At 74.4% G+C, this 17,546-nt stretch carries 14 protein-coding genes; 12 read left to right on the forward strand and 2 right to left on the reverse strand.

The window, feature by feature from the left end:
* The 7 genes from VM95_RS26640 to VM95_RS26670 all read left to right on the forward strand — a co-directional run.
* Positions 1-820: aminotransferase class I/II-fold pyridoxal phosphate-dependent enzyme (locus VM95_RS26640; RefSeq protein WP_157882223.1), on the forward strand; the 820-nt coding region annotated here is incomplete at its 5' end.
* 250 nt (positions 821-1,070) lie between these two features.
* Positions 1,071-2,480 (forward strand): ergothioneine biosynthesis glutamate--cysteine ligase EgtA, encoded by a 1,410-nt coding sequence (gene egtA / locus VM95_RS26645; RefSeq protein WP_078860560.1) that lies wholly within the window; start codon positions 1,071-1,073, stop codon positions 2,478-2,480.
* Positions 2,477-3,817 (forward strand): ergothioneine biosynthesis protein EgtB, encoded by a 1,341-nt coding sequence (gene egtB, locus VM95_RS26650; protein WP_045701189.1) that lies wholly within the window; start codon positions 2,477-2,479, stop codon positions 3,815-3,817. Before egtA ends, egtB begins: the two co-directional genes overlap by 4 nt.
* Positions 3,817-4,566 carry an ergothioneine biosynthesis protein EgtC gene (egtC, locus tag VM95_RS26655; protein WP_045701191.1) on the forward strand — a complete coding sequence of 250 codons (750 nt, stop codon included), beginning with the start codon at positions 3,817-3,819 and terminating at the stop codon, positions 4,564-4,566. The genes egtB and egtC overlap by 1 nt, the downstream gene beginning before the upstream one ends.
* A gap of 45 nt (positions 4,567-4,611) precedes the next feature.
* A complete protein-coding gene (egtD, locus tag VM95_RS26660) occupies positions 4,612-5,595 on the forward strand; it encodes an L-histidine N(alpha)-methyltransferase (protein ID WP_045701193.1) in 984 nt (327 codons plus the stop codon).
* A 221-nt stretch (positions 5,596-5,816) separates the two neighbouring features.
* On the forward strand, positions 5,817-7,241 hold the full coding sequence (locus VM95_RS26665) for a sugar porter family MFS transporter (RefSeq protein WP_045701195.1): 1,425 nt from the start codon (positions 5,817-5,819) through the stop codon (positions 7,239-7,241).
* Positions 7,242-7,392: 151 nt separating this feature from the next.
* The gene (locus VM95_RS26670; RefSeq protein ID WP_425265359.1) at positions 7,393-8,697 is read left to right on the forward strand and encodes a nitric oxide synthase oxygenase; all 1,305 of its coding nucleotides are present in this window, start codon (positions 7,393-7,395) and stop codon (positions 8,695-8,697) included.
* A gap of 45 nt (positions 8,698-8,742) precedes the next feature.
* On the opposite strand, the gene VM95_RS26675 is transcribed toward VM95_RS26670, so the two are convergent.
* Positions 8,743-9,387: a TetR/AcrR family transcriptional regulator gene (locus VM95_RS26675; RefSeq protein WP_045701197.1), complete on the reverse strand. Its 645-nt coding sequence runs from the start codon at positions 9,385-9,387 to the stop codon at positions 8,743-8,745.
* Between the two features lie 218 nt (positions 9,388-9,605).
* On the opposite strand from VM95_RS26675, the gene VM95_RS26680 reads away from it, so the two are divergent.
* The 4 genes from VM95_RS26680 to VM95_RS26695 all read left to right on the forward strand — a co-directional run bounded on the left by VM95_RS26680 (position 9,606) and on the right by VM95_RS26695 (position 14,575).
* A complete protein-coding gene (locus VM95_RS26680) occupies positions 9,606-10,772 on the forward strand; it encodes an acyl-CoA dehydrogenase family protein (protein ID WP_045701199.1) in 1,167 nt (388 codons plus the stop codon).
* Positions 10,773-10,829: 57 nt separating this feature from the next.
* Entirely contained in the window at positions 10,830-12,029 is a 1,200-nt protein-coding gene (locus VM95_RS26685) for a thiolase family protein (protein ID WP_045701201.1), read from the forward strand.
* A gap of 173 nt (positions 12,030-12,202) precedes the next feature.
* Entirely contained in the window at positions 12,203-12,961 is a 759-nt protein-coding gene (gene fabG / locus VM95_RS26690; protein ID WP_045701203.1) for a 3-oxoacyl-ACP reductase FabG, read from the forward strand.
* Between the two features lie 219 nt (positions 12,962-13,180).
* On the forward strand, positions 13,181-14,575 hold the full coding sequence (locus VM95_RS26695) for a S53 family peptidase (protein WP_045701205.1): 1,395 nt from the start codon (positions 13,181-13,183) through the stop codon (positions 14,573-14,575).
* 151 nt (positions 14,576-14,726) lie between these two features.
* Here the strand turns inward: VM95_RS26695 and VM95_RS26700 are convergent, their stop codons facing one another.
* Positions 14,727-16,712, reverse strand: a complete 1,986-nt coding sequence (locus VM95_RS26700) for a hypothetical protein (protein WP_045701207.1) — start codon at positions 16,710-16,712, stop codon at positions 14,727-14,729.
* A gap of 245 nt (positions 16,713-16,957) precedes the next feature.
* On the opposite strand from VM95_RS26700, the gene VM95_RS26705 reads away from it, so the two are divergent.
* Positions 16,958-17,476, forward strand: coding sequence for an HAD domain-containing protein (locus VM95_RS26705; protein WP_045701209.1), 519 nt, complete (start codon positions 16,958-16,960; stop codon positions 17,474-17,476).
* The last annotated feature ends 70 nt before the right edge of the window (positions 17,477-17,546 follow it).

Below are 17,546 nucleotides of genomic sequence, written 5' to 3' on the forward strand. Positions count from 1 at the left end.
GTGGGGCGGCTTCGCCCAGCTGTGCCGCGCCGCCCGCCTCCCGTACCGGGAACTGCCGCTCCCGCTCGGCCCGGACGGCTACCGGCTCCCCCTCGGCCCGCTCCCCCGCCCCACCACCGCCGTGCTGCTCACCAACCCGCACAACCCCTCCGCCCGGGTGTGGACGGCCGACGAGCTGCGCGCGTTCGCCGAGCGGGCGGCGCGGGCCGGCGCCGTGCTGGTCTCGGACGAGGTCCACGGCGACCTCACCCACCCCGACCTCACCGGCCCCGGCCCCGGCCCCGGCCCCGGCCCCGGCCACGCCCACCCCGTCGCCGTCACCGCCGTCGACCCGGCCCTGCGGCACCGCACCGTCACCCTGAGCTCGGTCGGCAAGACCTTCAACTGCTCCGGCGTGCCCAGCAGTTTCGCCCTCGTCCCGGACCCGCGGCTGCGCACGGCGTTCGCCGAGGAGCTGGCCGGCTACGGCCTCTGGGAGGGCGGCCTGCTGGAGCAGACGATGCAGCGGGCCGCCCTGGCCGAGGGCGGCCCGTGGCTGGACGCCCTGCTCGCCCACCTCGCCGCCGCCCGCACCCGGCTGACCGGCCTGCTCGGCCCGGCCGTCCGCTCGGCGCCGCAGGCCTCGTACCTGCTCTGGCTGGACGCCGCCGCGCTCGGCCTGCCGCCCGCCGACGCCCGCCGGGCACTGCTGGAGCGCTGCGGCCTGGAGTCGACCGCCGGCACGGAGTTCGGCCCGGGCGGCGCCGGTTCGCTGCGCCTCAACTACGCCCTGCCGGGCCCGCTGCTGGACACCGTCCTGCGCCGGCTGGAAAAGCTCTAGAGCCCCACCCGTCCCCCCTCCGGCCGTGGGCCGGCCGCGCCGCTCGCGCCCCCCGCACCGAACCTTCCCGAAAGCCGCCCGAAAGGCATCCGAAAGCCGCTCGGGATCTCCTCGAGATCCAGCCGAATCACCCGATCGCACCACCTCCGACCTGCGGAAACGAACGTTCACGCGTTCTTTGCGGAGCGCCCTCGCATGCTCCGTAGCAGACTGGGCAAGGTAGACCGGGCCGCAATTCGTGATCCCGAGGATGGTGAGTCCGGTGATACCCGTCTCCCGCACAACTCCCCCGGACCGGCAGAACGCGCAGCCGCCCCCGGCGGGGGTGACGCCGCTCACCGAGTCCGTGGCCCGCAGTCACGTGTCGGGCGTCTGCTTCAAGATCGGCCCGCCCCGCCTGGTCGGTGTCGAGGTCGAGTGGTTCGTCCACGACGACCGATGTCCGGACCGACCCGTACCCCCCGAACTGGTCCACTCCGCCCTGGAGTCGCTGCCGCTCGGCGGCCCCGACGGCACCTCGCTCCCCTCCGGTTCGCGCCTCACGCTCGAACCCGGCGGACAGGTCGAGCTCAGCTCCCCGCCCGCCACCGGCCTCCTGGCCTGCGTCGACGACACCCGACGCGATCTGACCGCCCTGCGGGCCGCCTTCGCGGCGCGGGGCCTGCGACTCACCGGCACCGGGACGGACCCGCTGGCCCGCCCCCGCCGCATGGTGCTGGACCACCCCCGCTACCTCGCGATGGAGCGGTTCTTCGACTCCGCCGGCCCCTGGGGCCGGATCATGATGACCGGCACCGCCTCCGTACAGGTGTGCCTGGACGCGGGCGAGGCGGACGGCCCGCAGGCCCTCGCCCGGCGCTGGCGGCTGGCGCACCTGCTCGGCCCCGTGCTGGTCGCCGCCTTCGCCAACTCCCCGCTGCTGGACGGCCGCCCGACCGGCCACCGGTCCACCCGGCAGACCGTCTGGTCCCGGATGGACCCGACCCGCACCCTCGCCCCGGCACCGGACCACGGCGACCCGCGCGAGGCCTGGGCCCAGTACGTGCTGGATGCCCGACTGCTGTGCGTCCAGCGGCCGGAGGGCCTCCCGTGGACGGCCCCGGCCGGGCTGACCTTCCGCGACTGGATCCACGGCGGCGCCGAACGCCCGCCCACGCTCGACGACTTGGACTACCACCGCACAACGCTGTTCCCGCCCGTGCGCCCGCGCGGCCACCTGGAGCTGCGCATGATCGACGCGCAGCCCGGCGATGGCTGGGTCGTCCCCGCCGCGCTGACCACCGCCCTGCTGGACGACCCGGTGGCCGCCGACGCCGCGTTCGCCGCCCTGGAACCGCTCGAAGCCGCCGCGACACCGACGACCCCGGGAGCCGCCGCGACGCCGGGACGGCCGGGCGGCCCGCGCCCGCCGCGCACCGACGTCTGGCGCCGCGCCGCCACCCTGGCCGTCGCCGACCCCGAGCTGCGCCGCGCCGCGCTCGCCTGCTTCGCCGCCGCCGACGCCGCCCTGAGCCGCCTGCCCGGCGCCGACCGACTGCGCGCCGCCGTCGCCGAGTTCGCCGAGCGCTACCCCGCGCGGGGCCGCTGCCCGGCCGACGACCAGCTGGACGCCCTGCGCTCCGGCACCCGCCGCACTCCTGGGAAGGAGCCCGCATCATGACCGACGTCCGACCCCCCGCCACCCCGCCGGACGCCGAAGCGCTACGCGACACCATCGCCGCCGAGCTGCTGGCCGCCCGCGCCCGCACCGCCGCGCTGACCGACTGCGTCGACGACCGCGACCTGACCGCCCAGCACTCGCCGCTGATGTCCCCGCTGGTCTGGGACCTGGCGCACATCGGCAACCAGGAGGAGCTCTGGCTGCTGCGCAACGTCGGCGGCCGCGACCCGATGCACCCGGAGATCGACCCGCTGTACGACGCCTTCCAGCACCCCCGGGCCGAGCGGCCGAGCCTGCCGCTGCTGCCGCCCGCCGAGGCCCGCGCCTACGCGCACGAGGTGCGCGGCCGGGTGCTGGACCTGCTCGCCGCCAGCCCGCTGGAGGGCGCGCCGCTGCTGGACGCCGGCTTCGCCTTCGGGATGATCGCCCAGCACGAGCAGCAGCACGACGAGACGATGCTGATCACCCACCAGCTGCGCCGGGGCGAGCCGGCCCTGGCCGCCCCGCCGCCCCCGCCGGCGCCGGCCGACGCGGTCACGCTGCCCGCCGAAGTCCTCGTCCCCGCGGGGCCGTTCACGATGGGCACGGACACCGAGCCGTGGGCCCTGGACAACGAGCGCCCGGCGCACACCGTCGAGCTGCCCGGCTACTTCCTGGACACCGCGCCGGTCACCAACGCCGCCTACCAGCGGTTCATCGACGACGGCGGCTACGACGACCCGCGCTGGTGGACGCCCGAGGGGTGGGAGCACCGGCTGCGCGCCGAGCTGACCGCCCCGCTGTTCTGGCGCCGCGAGGACGGCCAGTGGCTGCGCCGCCGCTTCGGCAGCGTGGAGCCCGTCCCACCGAACGAGCCGGTGCTGCACGTCAGTTGGTACGAGGCGGACGCGTACGCCCGGTGGGCCGGGCGGCGGCTGCCGACCGAGGCGGAGTGGGAGAAGGCGGCCCGGCACGACCCGGCCACCGGCCGCTCCCGCCGGTACCCGTGGGGCGACGGACCGCCCGGCCCCGAGCAGGCCAACCTCGGCCAGCGCCACCTGCGCCCCGCCGAGGCCGGCAGCTACCCGGACGGCCAGTCCCCTTACGGCGTGCGGCAGTTGATGGGCGACGTGTGGGAGTGGACGGCGAGCGACTTCCGCCCCTACCCGGGCTTCCGGGCCTGGCCGTACCGGGAGTACTCGGAGGTGTTCTTCGGGCCCGAGTACAAGGTGCTGCGCGGCGGCTGCTTCGCGGTGGCGCCGGTGGCCTGCCGGGGGACGTTCCGCAACTGGGACTACCCGATCCGGCGGCAGATCTTCGCCGGGTTCCGCACCGCCCGCGATGCGGAGGGTCGCTGATGTGCCGCCATCTCGCCTACCTGGGCGAGCCGTTGGCGCCGCAGGAGCTGCTGGTGCTGCCCCCGCACGCGCTGTACCGGCAGTCGTGGGCGCCCCGGGAGCAGCGGCACGGCACGGTGAACGCGGACGGCTTCGGCCTCGGCTGGTGGGCGGACGGCGACGAGGTCCCGGCCCGCTACCGGCGCTCCGGGCCGATCTGGGCGGACGCGGCCTTCGCCGACCTCGCCCGGGTCCTGCGCACCCGGTCGCTGGTGGCGGCCGTCCGCTCGGCCACCGAGGGCTGTGCGGCGGGCGAGGCGGCGGCCGCGCCGTTCGCCGCCGGGCGCTGGCTGTTCAGCCACAACGGCGCGCTGGCGGGCTGGCCGGGCAAGCTGGACGCGCTGGCGGCGCTGCTGCCGGCGGCCGAGCTGCTGGAGCTGGAGGCGCGCACCGACTCGGCGCTGCTGTGGGCCCTCACCCTGCACCGGCTGCGCGCCGGGGCGGGCCTCGGCGACGCGCTGGCGGGCACCGTCGCGGACGTCGCGGCGCACACCACCGGCCGGCTGAACCTGCTGCTCGGCGACGGCCGCTCGCTCGCCGCGACCGCCTGGGGCGACACCCTGTACCACCGCGCGCTGCCCGGCCTGGGCACCGTGGTGGCCTCCGAGCCGTACGACGACTCCGGGGGCTGGACGCCCGTCCCGGACGGCTCGCTGCTGCTGGTCGAGGCGGGTGCGGTCACCGTGCACCGGCTCCCGAGCGGCTCCTGAACCAGAACTCTCCCTTCATCTTCTGAACAGAGGAACCACCCTGTCATGGACACCTTCGAACTCACCCGACTGCTGCCCGCCGACCACTTCAGCACCGCCCTGCGCCACGACGTGCAGCTCGGCCTGACCTCCCGGCCCAAGTGGCTGCCGCCGAAGTGGTTCTACGACGCCCGGGGCAGCGAGCTGTTCGAGGAGATCACCCGGCTGCCCGAGTACTACCCGACCCGCGCCGAGCGGGCCATCCTGACCGCCCGGGCCGGCGAGATCGCCGCCGCCACCGGGGCCCGCACCCTGGTCGAGCTGGGCTCCGGCTCCTCCGAGAAGACCCGCCTGCTGCTGGACGCGCTGCGCGCCGGCGGGAGCCTGGAGACGTACGTCCCGGTGGACGTCAGCGAGAGCGCGCTGACCGCCGCCGGCACCGCGATCGCCGCCGAGTACCCGGGCCTCGCGGTGCACGGCGTGCTCGCCGACTTCACCGCCGGGCTCGGCCTGCCCCCGGGCGGCGGCCCGCGCCTGGTCGCCTTCCTCGGCGGCACCCTCGGCAACCTGCTGCCCGACGAGCGGGCCGCCTTCCTGCGCGGCCTGCGCGCCGCCCTCGACCCCGGCGACTTCCTGCTGCTCGGCACCGACCTGGTCAAGGACCCGGCGGTGCTGGTCGCCGCCTACGACGACGGCGCCGGGGTGACGGCCGAGTTCAACCGCAACGTGCTCAACGTGCTCAACCGCGAGCTGGGCGCCGACTTCGACCCGGATGCCTTCGAGCACGTCGCGCTCTGGGACCGGGAGCAGGAGTGGATCGAGATGCGGCTGCGCGCGCGGCGGGCGCAGACCGTCAAGATCCCGGCCCTGGACCTGCCGGTGCACTTCGACGCGGGCGAGGAGCTGCGCACCGAGGTGTCGGCGAAGTTCCGCCGGGAGCGGGTGGCGGGGGAGCTGGCGGCGGCCGGGATGCGGCTGGAGCGCTGGTGGACGGACGAGGAGGGCCGGTTCGGGCTGTCCCTCTCCGCCCCGGCCCGAGCGAACCGGTAGCGGCGCTGGGAGAGGGGCGCAGCGGCGGGCCCTGCCGCAGGGCCCGCCGCGGGGCCGGCCCAGTGGGCCGGTAGCGGCGCCCGGCCCGGAGAGCTCAATTTGCTTTTTCACCTTACGAATTAGCGAAGTGAGCATTCCGGGCCCCGGCGTACAAGACTTAAACGAATACGGGTTACGATCGCGACGACCGAGCTCAGTGTTGAGTACCAGGAGTCAAGATCGTGAGCGTCACCCAGAAGTCCTCCGGGGCGGTCGAGGCACCCGCGCCCGGCCGCCTCGGCTTCGTCGTCTTCATCACCGCCGCAGCGGCCCTCGGCGGCTTCCTGTTCGGCTACGACAGCTCCGTGATCAACGGCGCCGTCTCCGGCATCCAGGGGAAGTTCGACGTCGGCAGCGGCGAAACCGGCCTGATCGTCTCCTCGGCGCTCCTCGGCTCCGCGCTCGGCGCCGCGCTGGCCGGCCGGTTCGCCGACCGGTACGGCCGCATCAAGGTGATGAAGGCGGGCGCCCTGCTGTTCGCGGTCAGCGCGGTCGGCTCGATGCTGCCGTTCTCCCCCTGGGACCTGGCCGTCTGGCGCGTCCTGGGCGGCGCGGCCATCGGCATCGCCTCGGTGATCGCCCCCACCTACATCGCCGAGGTCGCCCCGACCAAGTACCGGGGCCGGCTGGCCTCCTTCCAGCAGGCCGCGATCGTCCTCGGCATCGCGATCTCCCAGCTGGTCAACTGGCTGCTGGCGAAGGCCGCCGGCGGCGACACCCGCGGGCAGCTGCTCGGCCTGGAGGCCTGGCAGTGGATGCTCGGCATCTGCGTGGTCCCGGCCGTGGTCTACTTCGTGCTCGCCTCGGTCATCCCCGAGTCGCCGCGCTTCCTGATCCAGGCCGAGCGCCTGGACGACGCCCGCAAGGTGCTGGCCGCCGTCGAGGCCGAGGGCGTCGACGCCGACACCCGGATCGCCGAGGTCCAGGCGCTGATCGCCTCCGACCACCGCCCGCGCTTCCGCGACCTGCTCGGCGGCCGCTTCGGCCTGCTGCCCATCGTCTGGGTCGGCATCGGCCTGTCGGTCTTCCAGCAGCTCGTCGGCATCAACGTGATCTTCTACTACTCGTCGATCCTGTGGCAGTCGGTCGGCATCGACCAGAGCAACTCGCTGCTGATCAGCTTCATCGGCTCGGTCATCAACATCCTCGGCACCGTGATCGCGATCCTGCTGGTCGACCGGATCGGCCGCAAGCCGCTCGCCCTGATCGGCTCGGCCGGCATGGCCGTCTCCCTGGCCGCGGCCGGCTGGGCGTTCTCCTCCGCCACCGGCAGCGGGGACAACGTCTCGCTGCCCGACCTGCAGGGCACCGTCGCGCTGATCGCCGCCAACGCCTTCGTGCTGTTCTTCGCGATGTCCTGGGGCGTGGTGGTCTGGGTGATGCTCGGCGAGATGTTCCCCAACCGGATCCGGGCCGCCGCGCTGTCCGTCGCCGCCTCGGCGCAGTGGATCGCCAACTGGGCCATCACCGTGTCGTTCCCGTCGCTGTCGCGCTGGAACCTCTCCGCGACGTACCTCGCCTACGCGGCCTTCGCGGCGCTGTCGGCCGTCTTCGTGGCGAAGTACCTGAAGGAGACCAAGGGCGTCCGCCTGGAGGACATGGGCTGAGGCCCGACCGCCGGGCGATCCGATCGTCCGACCTTCGGCCCCCGCACCCTAGCGCGACGAGCGCGGGTACGGGGGCCGAATCGTTCACTCCCTGCGGCGGCCCGGCCACGTCCGGTACTCCTGTTCGCTGTCCGCCAGGAGGGATGTGTCCTTGATCTTCAACCGGCTCCGCACCCGCAGGCCCGCCGCCGCACCCGGCGCCGGCGGCTGCCCGTACGCCCACACCCACGACGTCCACACCCACGACGTCCACGGCCGCGACGGCCGCGACGCCTACGGCCAGGCCCCGGCGCGGCCCTGGCCGACCACCGCTCCCCCGACTGCGGCCGCGGCGGCGGCCGCGCAACTGCCGACCGCGCCACCGCCGTTCACCGACCCCGGCCAAGCGGCCGCGTTCATCCGGCAGTTCCACCACGAGCAGCCGGCCGCGGGCCCGCCCGAGGAGCGGCTGCGGGCCGTCCTGGACGAGATCGACCGCACCGGCAGCTACCGGCACACCCCCGCCGAACTCGCCTACGGCGCCAAGCTCGCCTGGCGCAACGCCGCCCGCTGCATCGGCCGGCTCTACTGGCGCAGCCTGGTGGTGCGCGACCTGCGCCACCTGAGCACGGCCGAGGACATCGCCGCCGAGTGCTTCGAACACCTGCGGGTGGCGGGCAACGGCGGGCGGATCCGCCCGGTGGTCTCGGTGTTCGCCCCCGACCGGCCGGGCCGCCCGGCCGCGCGGATCCTCAACCAGCAGCTGGTCCGCTACGCCGGTCACCGGGTCGAGGGCGGGGCCGGCGGGGTGGTCGGCGACCCGGCGGGCGCCGAACTCGCCGCCCGCGCCCGCGAGCTGGGCTGGAAGTGCGCCGAGGACCGCTTCGAGGTGCTGCCGCTGCTGGTCCAGGAGCGCCCCGGCGAACGCCCGTCCTGGTTCGAGCTGCCGGACGACAGCGCGCTGGAGGTGCCGCTCGGCCACCCCGAGCACGCCTGGTTCGCCGAGCTCGGCCTGCGCTGGTACGCGGTGCCGGCGATCAGCGACATGACGCTGGAGATCGGCGGCGTCCGCTACCCGACCGCGCCGTTCAACGGCTGGTACATGGGCACCGAGATCGGCGCCCGCAACCTCGCCGACGCCGACCGCTACGACATGCTCGGCACCGTCGCCGAGCGGCTCGGCCTGGACACCTCCAGCGACCGCACGCTCTGGCGCGACCGCGCGCTGGTCGAGCTGAACGTCGCGGTGCTGCACTCCTTCCAGGAGGCCGGGGTGACGATGGCCGACCACCACACCGAGTCGCAGCGCTTCCTCAAGCACGTCGCGCAGGAGCAGCGGCTCGGCCGGGCCACCCCGGCGGACTGGAGCTGGATCGTGCCCCCGGTCTCCGGCGGGCTGACGCCGGTGTACCACCGCTACTACGACCCGGTGGACCCGGAGCTGCGGCCGGCCTTCGTGGCGCGCGAGCCCTGGTAGGGCGGCCGGCGCACGGCTGCCGGCGCAGGGCTACGGCCACACGCGCTACGGCCGCGCGACCAGGCGCTCGAAGCGCAGCGCCAGCCCGTCGAGCAGCGCCTCCAGGCCGGTCTCGAAGGCGCCCTCGTCCACCCGGCCGCCGTGCCCGGCCAGCCGGTGCGCCTCGCCCAGGTGCGGGTAGTCCGCCGCGTCGTACACCCCGGCGTCGGCGGGGAAGCCGGCCGCGAAGGAGGCGAGCGCCGAGCCGGTGACGAAGTACCGCATCAGCGCGCCGATCCGGGTGGCCTGGCCGCGCGGCCACCCCGCGTCGACCAGGTGGCCGAAGACGGCGTCGGCCAGGCGCAGCGCGTTCGGCCGCCGCCCGGGGCCCTGGGCGAGCACCGGGACGATGTTGGGGTGGGCGGCCAGCGCGGCCCGGTAGGAGCGGGCCCAGTCGCGCAGCGCCTGCGGCCAGGGCGGGCCGTCCGCGCCGAACATCGACAGGTCAACTTCGCCGATGACCGTGTCGACCACCGCGTCCAGGATCTCGTCCTTGGTCGCGAAGTGGTTGTAGAGCGACGGCCCGCTGACCGACAGCTCGGCGGCGAGGCGGCGGGTGGAGAGGGCGGCCAGCCCCTCCTCGTCGATCAGCCGCAGTGCGGCGGCGACGATGCGCTCGCGGTTGAGCAGCGGGGTGCGCGGGCGGGCCATCGGGTCGTCGCCTCCAGTTCGTGCGGCACGTCGGTGCGTGCTCGGGCGGTGTCTGCTCGGGCGGTGCGTGCTCGGGCCGCGCCCGCGGGTTCACCCGGTCGGGTGGGAGCGCGCGGGTCGGGGACCGATTCTGGCAGGTGCCCCTTCCCAGCGCGGTCCGGCGGGGCTACAGTCCACCGTAAAACTTGCAGCGCTAGTTTAAACGAGGTGGCCCCGCCGTGAACCTGGAGTTGACCGAGGAGCAGAGCGCCGTCCGCGACCTCGCCGCCGCCTTCACCGACCGCGAGATCGTGCCGTACGCCGCGCAGTGGGACCGCGACGAGTCCGTCGACCGCGCGATCGTCGGCAAGCTGGCGAAGCTCGGCTTCCTCGGCCTCACCCTCCCCGAGGAGTACGGCGGCAGCGGCGGCGACCACCTCGCGTACTGCCTGGTCCTGGAGGAGCTGGGGCGCGGCGACTCGGCGGTGCGCGGCATCGTCTCCGTCTCGCTCGGCCTGGTCGGCAAGTCGATCAACGCCTACGGCACCGAGGAGCAGAAGCGGCAGTGGCTGCCCCGGCTCACCTCCGGCGAGGCGCTCGGCTGCTTCGGCCTCACCGAACCCGGCACCGGCTCGGACGCCGCCAACCTCTCCACCCGGGCCGTACGCGACGGCGACCACTGGCTGATCACCGGCGCCAAGACCTTCATCACCAACGGCACCTGGGCCGACGTCGCCCTGGTCTTCGCCCGTACCGGCTCCCCCGACGCGCCCGATCAGCGCGGCCACCGCGGCATCACCGCCTTCCTCGTCCCCACCGACCTGCCCGGCTTCACCCGCACCGAGATCCACGGCAAGCTCGGCCTGCGCGGCCAGGCCACCGCCGCGCTCGCCCTCGACGCCGTCCGGGTGCCCGACAGCGCCCGGCTGGGCGAGGTCGGCAAGGGCTTCACGGTGGCGATGGCCGCCCTCGCCAAGGGCCGGATGTCGGTCGCCGCCGGTTGCGTCGGCATCGCCCGCGCCTGCCTGGAGGCCGCCGTGCGCTACGCCGGCGAGCGCGAGCAGTTCGGCAAGCCGATCGCCTCGCACCAGCTCGTCCAGCAACTGCTGTCCGGCATCGCCGTCGACGTCGAGGCCGCCCGGCTGCTCACCTGGCAGGTCGCCGACCGGATCGACCGCGGCCTGCCGTTCGCCACCGAGTCCTCGATGGCCAAGCTCTTCGCCAGCGAAGCCGCCGTCCGGGCCGCCAACGACGCGCTCCAGGTGTTCGGCGGGTACGGCTTCATCGACGAGTACCCGGTCGGCAAGTACCTGCGCGACGCCCGGGTGATGACCCTGTACGAGGGCACCAGCCAGATCCACCAGCTGCTCATCGGGCGTGCCCTGACCGGCGTCAACGCCTTCTGAACGCCTGCCCCCCTCGACCCCCTCGACCCCCTCGACACCCTCGAAAAGGAGCACGACGTGCGTCCCGTCTACTTCGCCGCAGCCCGCCGCACACCCATCGGCCGGCTGCGCGGAGCGCTCGCCACGGTCCGCCCGGACGACCTCTCGGCCACCGTGCTGCGCGCCCTGCTCGCCGACGTACCCGCCCTCGACCCGGCCCGCATCGACGACGTCTACTGGGGCGCCGCCAACCAGGCAGGCGAGGACAACCGCAACGCCGCCCGGATGGCCGTCCTGCTCGCCGGGCTGCCCGAGACCGTCCCCGGAGCCACCGTCAACCGGCTCTGTGCCTCCGGCCTGGAGGCCGTCACCCTCGCCGCCCGGGCCATCGGCTCCGGCGAGGCCGACGTGGTGCTGGCCGGAGGCTGCGAGTCGATGACCCGTGCCCCGTTCGTCCTGCCCCGGCCCGACGAGGCACTGCCGCACCGGATCGAGACCTACGACACCCGGCTCGGCTGGCGGCTCACCAACCCGCGGATGGCCGAACTGCACGGCGTGCTCAGCATGGGCGAGACCGCCGAGGAGGTGGCGAACCGGTACGGCATCGACCGCGAGCGGCAGGACGCCTTCGCGCTGCGCAGCCACCAGCGGGCCGCCGCCGCCCGCAAGGACGGGCACTTCGACGCCGAACTCGTGCCGGTCCTGCGGCCGGACGGGGTGACGGTGAGCCAGGACGAGGGCATCCGCGAGGACACCAGCCTGGCGAAGCTCGCCGGGCTCAAGCCCGCCTTCCGGCCGGGCGGCACCGTCACCGCCGGGAACGCCTCGCCGATGAACGACGGCGCCGCCGGACTGGTCCTGGTCAGCGAGGAAGCCCTGCGCGACCTCGGGCTGCGCCCGCTCGGACGGTACGTGGCCGGCGCCTCGGCCGGGGTGCACCCGGACGTGATGGGCATCGGGCCGGTGCCGGCGACGCGGAAGGTGCTGGGGCGGGCCGGCTGGTCGCTCGACGACCTGGACACCGCCGAGCTGAACGAGGCCTTCGCCGCCCAGGCGCTCGCCTCGGCCGACGGCATCGGGTTCAGCCGGGAGCGGGCCGAGGAGGTCGTCAACCCGAGCGGCGGCGCGATCGCCCTCGGCCACCCGCTGGGAGGCTCGGGCGCGCGCATCCTCACCACCCTGCTGCACCGCATGCGGCGCACCGGGGCACGGCGCGGGCTGGCCACCATGTGCGTGGGCGTCGGGCAGGGCACGGCGGTGCTGGTCGAGCACGCCTGACGCCGAGCCCGTCGCGGCGAACAGGTTTCAGCGAACAGATTTCAGCGTTCAACTTTCAGACTTCAACTTTCAGCTTTCAGACTTCAGATTTCAACCGACAGCTGACGGATAACAGATGTTGACATCTGTCATCTGTCACCCGTCAGCCGTCGCCCACCCTTCGAGGAGTTCACGTGACGCGTTTCGCAGGCAAGGTCGCCGTCGTGACCGGCGCGGCCCAGGGGATCGGGGCGGCCACCGCCCGGCGGCTCGCCGAGGAGGGCGCGGCGGTCGCCGTCGTCGACCTCACCGCCGAGCGGGCGGCCGACACGGTCGCCGAGATCACCGCCAAGGGCGGCACCGCCCGCGCCTACGGCTGCGACGTGGCCGACTACGACGCCGTGGCGGAGGTGTTCGCGCAGGTCGTGGCGGACCTCGGCGGGCTGCACATCCTGGTGAACAACGCCGGCATCACCCGGGACAACCTGTTCTTCAAGATGCCGAAGGCCGACTGGGACGCCGTCCTGACGGTCAACCTGACCAGCGCCTACAACTGCAGCCACGTCGCGCAGAAGTACATGGTGGCGCAGAAGTACGGCAAGATCGTCTCGCTCAGCTCGCGCTCCGCGCTCGGCAACCGCGGCCAGGCCAACTACGCGGCCGCCAAGGCCGGCATCCAGGGGCTGACCGCCACCCTGGCGATCGAGCTGGGCCCGTTCAACGTCAACGTCAACGCCGTGGCGCCCGGCTACATCGTCACCGCGATGACGGCCGCCACCGCCGAGCGGGTCGGCAGCAGCGCCGAGGAGCACCAGGCGGAGGTCGCGAACCGCACGCCGCTGCGCCGGGCGGGCCAGCCGGAGGAGATCGCGTCCGTGGTCGCCTTCCTGGCCAGCGAGGACGCCTCCTACGTCAGTGGGCAGACGCTGTACGTCAACGGCGGAGCGCGGTAGGACGTCATTGTCATACTACTGACGTGTCATCACATGGCCGTCCCGGGTGCACGGTTACCTTCACCTGGGACGGCCTTTACCTTTTCGCGTAGCCGAAGATGACCATGCCCATGGTCCGACGACCACACGGAATGACTATGGCATGATCATGCGGCACTCGATGGGATGGCCCAACCGACCCGACCGAACCCGGTCGGGCCCTGCGTCCCAAGGAGTCCCATGGGCAGCCCCGCTACCCTCCGCCGCGCCCTGGCTCTGCTCGCCGTGGGGGCCACCGCCCTGACGGCCGGCACCGTCGCCGTACCCGCCGCGGGTATCGCGACCGCCGCCCCCGCGCACGGCCTCGCGGGCGTCCACGTCCGCCCCGCCTCCGCCGGGCACCACAACGCCGAGGCGCGCGTCGCGCCGCTGAGCACCACCCAGTGCGTCAGCCAGATCGGCATCCACTGCTACTCGCCGCTGCAGTACCGCAACGCCTACAACCTGAACCCCCTCTACAAGGAGGGCGTGACCGGCAAGGGCCGCACGATCGTCATCGTCGACTCCTTCGGCTCGCCGACCATCCAGCACGACCTGGAGGTCTTCGACAAGCAGTGGGGCATCCAGGACACCCAGGTCGAGGTCGTCAAGTGGGGCAACGTCCCCGTCTTCGACCCGAAGAACCCCGACCACACCGGGTGGGCCGGCGAGACCACGCTGGACGTCGAGTACGCCCACGCGATCGCCCCCGACGCGCACATCGTCCTCGTCGAGACCGGCGTCTCCGAGACCGAGGGCACCACCGGCCTGCCCGAGATGATGGACGCCGAGAAGTCCCTCATCAAGGCCGGCCGCGGCGACGTCATCTCGCAGAGCTTCGGCGCCACCGAGAACACCTTCCCGGGCTTCGACAAGGGCGACTTCAAGTCGATCACCGACCTGCGCTACGCCTTCAAGGCCGCCGCCGACCGCAACGTCACCGTGCTCGCCGCCTCCGGCGACAACGGCGCCACCGACGCGCAGCTCAACGGCACCGACCTGTACCCGTACAAGGTCAACTCCTGGCCGTCCTCGGACCCGCTGGTCACCTCCATCGGCGGCACCCAGCTGACCCTGGACGACGCGGGCAAGCGCACCGCCGACGACAAGGTGTGGCACGACAAGTCCGGCGCGGGCGGCGGCGGCGTCTCCGGCGTCTTCTCGCGCCCGTGGTACCAGGCCGGCGTCGCGAACGTCACCGGCGAGCACCGCGGCACGCCCGACATCAGCATGAGCGCGGCCGTCGACGGCGCCGCCTGGACCTACGAGTCCTACGACCCGACCGCGGTCGGCTGGCACCTCACCGGCGGCACCAGCGAGGCCACCCCGCTGTTCTCGGGCATCGTCGCGCTCGCCGACCAGCTCGCCGGCCACCGCCTCGGCCAGATCAACGGGCGCCTGTACGGCCTGAGCATGCTGCCGAGCAAGTGGAGCGGCATCGTGGACGTCAAGCAGGGCGACAACGGCTGGAACGGCGTCACCGGCTACAACGCCACCGAGGGCTACGACCTCGCCAGCGGCCTCGGCACCATCGACGGCACCAAGTTCGTCCACGCCATCGCCGGCGACTTCCAGGGCGACGAGGACCAGCAGTAGTCAGCGGCAGCGGTAACAGCTGACAAGTAACAGCGAACAGATAACAGATTTCAACATCTGTTATCTGTTCGCTGTTTTCTGTTACTTGTTACCTGCCTGCTGTCGGCTGTCGGCAGCCGGTCGTCCGCTCCCGACAGCCGGCCGCGGCGCCTCAGGCCTGGTCGGTGGCGGGCGCGGCCACCAGGTGGGCCAGGTGGCGCTCGGCGGCGCGCAGCTTGCGGCCGTCCGGGCCCGGGAGGTGGGCGCGGAGCTCGATGATCTCCGGGGCGATGCGGACGGCCTCGGTCCGGTCGGTGATGGTGCGCCAGCAGGCCTCGGCGTTGGTCGCCGCCTGCTGGGCCTCCGGGCTGTCCGCGCCGCGCGAGCGGAGCATGGTCAGCGCGACCTCGCGGTAGATGACCGCGGCCTCGCTGAGCCGACCGGCCAGGCGGCACACGTGGGCCCGGACCTGGCGCACCTGGAGGACGGGTTCCGAGACGGCGCCGTGCTCGGCGATCGCCTCCAGTTCGAGGGCGAAGGCGAGGTCGGTGGCCGCCGCGTGGTCACCGGCGTCGGCGCTGCGGACGATCCGTCCGATGACCTCCCGGTAGTCGGCGCGGGGCTGACTCGCGGGCGGCTCCTCGGCCGGCGGTTCCTCAGCCGGCGGTTCCTCGGCCGGCGCCTCGGTGACCGGCTCCGCGGTGGGTGCCTCGGTCGCGTCGGACGGCGCGGTCTCCAGCGGGGGTTCGTCCTCGGGCAGGGCATCGGACGGCACCGCATCGGACGGCACCGCGTCGGCCGGAACGCCGTCCGCCGGAACCGTGTCCTGCGGCTCCTCCACAGCCGGCGCCAACTCAGGCTCGGCCTCCGGGAGTTCAACCTGCGGCAGTTCGGCCTGCGGCCGGGGCTTGGCCAGGGTGACCCCGGCGGACGGAGCGGCCGTCGCCGGCTCGCTCTCCGGCGCGGCGTCGGCCGGGACGGCCTTGCGCAGGGACACGCCCGCCGCCTCCTCGACCTCAGCGGCCTGGCCCGCCTTCAGCAGGCTGACCGGCCCGGTCCGGCGGCGCGGGGTGGGCGGCACGCCGGGCTTGACCAGGCTCACCTGCCCGGCGTCGGCCACCGTGGCCGCTGCCGCCTCGGGCTCCGCCGCCGCCGGGGCCGGCACGGAGGACGGCACCGCCACCGGCAGCCCGGCCACCGCGTCCTGCGGCTCCGGCTGACGGGGCAGCAGCGGCGCGGCGGCGGGCACGGGCGCCGGCACCGCGTCGGCGGGCGGACCGTCCCCGCGCCGCGCGGTGTTGCGGAACACCGGCCGGTCCTTGGCGTGCGTGGCCAGGATGACGACGTCCGGCCGCAGCACCGAGTACACCTGCTGCCGCAGCTGCTCCGGCGCGAGGACGTCGCCCGCGCCCGGGCGGCCGCCGTGCAGGGCCTCGATCAGGGCGCGGGTGAAGGTGCCGATCTGCTCCGGGTCCGGGCTGACGACGGCCCACAGCGGGATGCCCTCGCTGAGCGGCGAGACGGTGCCCTGCAGGTACGGCCAGGCGTTCTGGTCGGCGCTCAGGTCCGCGATGACCAGGGTCTGCCACTCGGCCGGCCGGTGGCTCAGTTCGGCGGCGATCGCCTGCCAGGGCAGGCCGTCCTGCCTGGCGTCGCGCAGGGTGAGCTGGAGCTGTCCGCCGCGCTTGTCGGCGATCACGTGCCCGCCCAGGTGCACCAGCAGCGGCCCGGGGTGGAGGGCGGCGGCGCGCAGGTGGGCGAGGACGGTCTGCGGGTCGACGGCGCCGGGGAGGTGGACGGCGTCCACCGCGTCGGCGGCGAGCAGCACTTGGGGCGACACCGCGGCGAGCATCGCGGAGAGCACCGGCGCGTGGCCCGCCCCGCCGCGGCCGCCCCAGCTGCGGCGGCCCGAGCCGCCGTACCCGCCCTCGACGACCAGGATGCGCCCGCGCGGTGCCGCTCCGAGCCCGCCCGCGCCCGGTGTCTGGGCGAGCGGAAGAGCCTGGGCGGCAGGCGCCGCCGGCGCGGCGGCGGGCAGGCCGGTGAGCGTCCAGCCGGTGGACGGCGCGGGCGGCACCGGCGGCGCGGGCGGGGCCGGCGGCGGCTCGTACAGCGCGGCCGGGCCGGGCGGGTGCTCCTCGGCGGACGGCAGGCGCACGGGCGGCGGCGGTACGGCGTCCCAGGGGCCCGAGTCCGCAGCCGGGTCGGGACCTCCGGAAACAGCTGTCGTCTCCGCCATCTTCTGGTCACCGCCCCGCCCCGCCGCTAGAGCGGCGTCTGATGCCCTTGCCTGCGTGGTGTCTCTCACCACTTCCGTGCGCGCCACCCTACGAGATCCCGGCGGGCCCGATCCAGGCCGGGTCGCCGTTCGGCGCGCCGGAGCGCCCCCGCTATCGTGCCGTCATGGCCAGTGCCGACGTACCGCTGCTGTTCCTCGACGTCGACGGACCGCTCATCCCCTTCGGCGGGCCGCCGCCCGGCGGTCACCGCACCTACCCGGGCCCGGGTTCGGGACCGGACGGCAACCCGCTGCTCGCCCGGGTCGATCCGGCGCTCGGGCCGCGCCTGCTGGGCCTGCCCTGCACGCTGGTGTGGGCGACGACCTGGCTCGAGGACGCCAACGACTGCCTCTCCCCCCGCCTTAGCCTGCCCCGACTCCCGGTCGTGGACTGGCCGGTGGCGGACGAGGACGGCCCGGAGCACCCCGGCGACCCGCACGGCCTGCACTGGAAGACCCGCCCGCTGCTCGCCCGGGTCGGCGGCCGCCCGTTCGTCTGGGTCGACGACGAGATCACCCCTGCCGACCGCCGCTGGGTCGACGCGCACTCCCCCGCCCGCGCGCTGCTGCACCGCGTCGACCCCCAACGCGGCCTCGGCGAGGCCGACTTCACGGCCATCGAGACCTGGCTGCACGCGGCCTGACCGTCCGGCTATCCCAACGGCACCGCCGGGGAGGCGAGTCGACGGACTCACCTCCCCGGCGGACGGCCCG

It is taken from the genome of Streptomyces rubellomurinus (assembly GCF_000961885.1).
Taxonomy (GTDB): Bacteria; Actinomycetota; Actinomycetes; order Streptomycetales; family Streptomycetaceae; genus Kitasatospora; species Kitasatospora rubellomurina.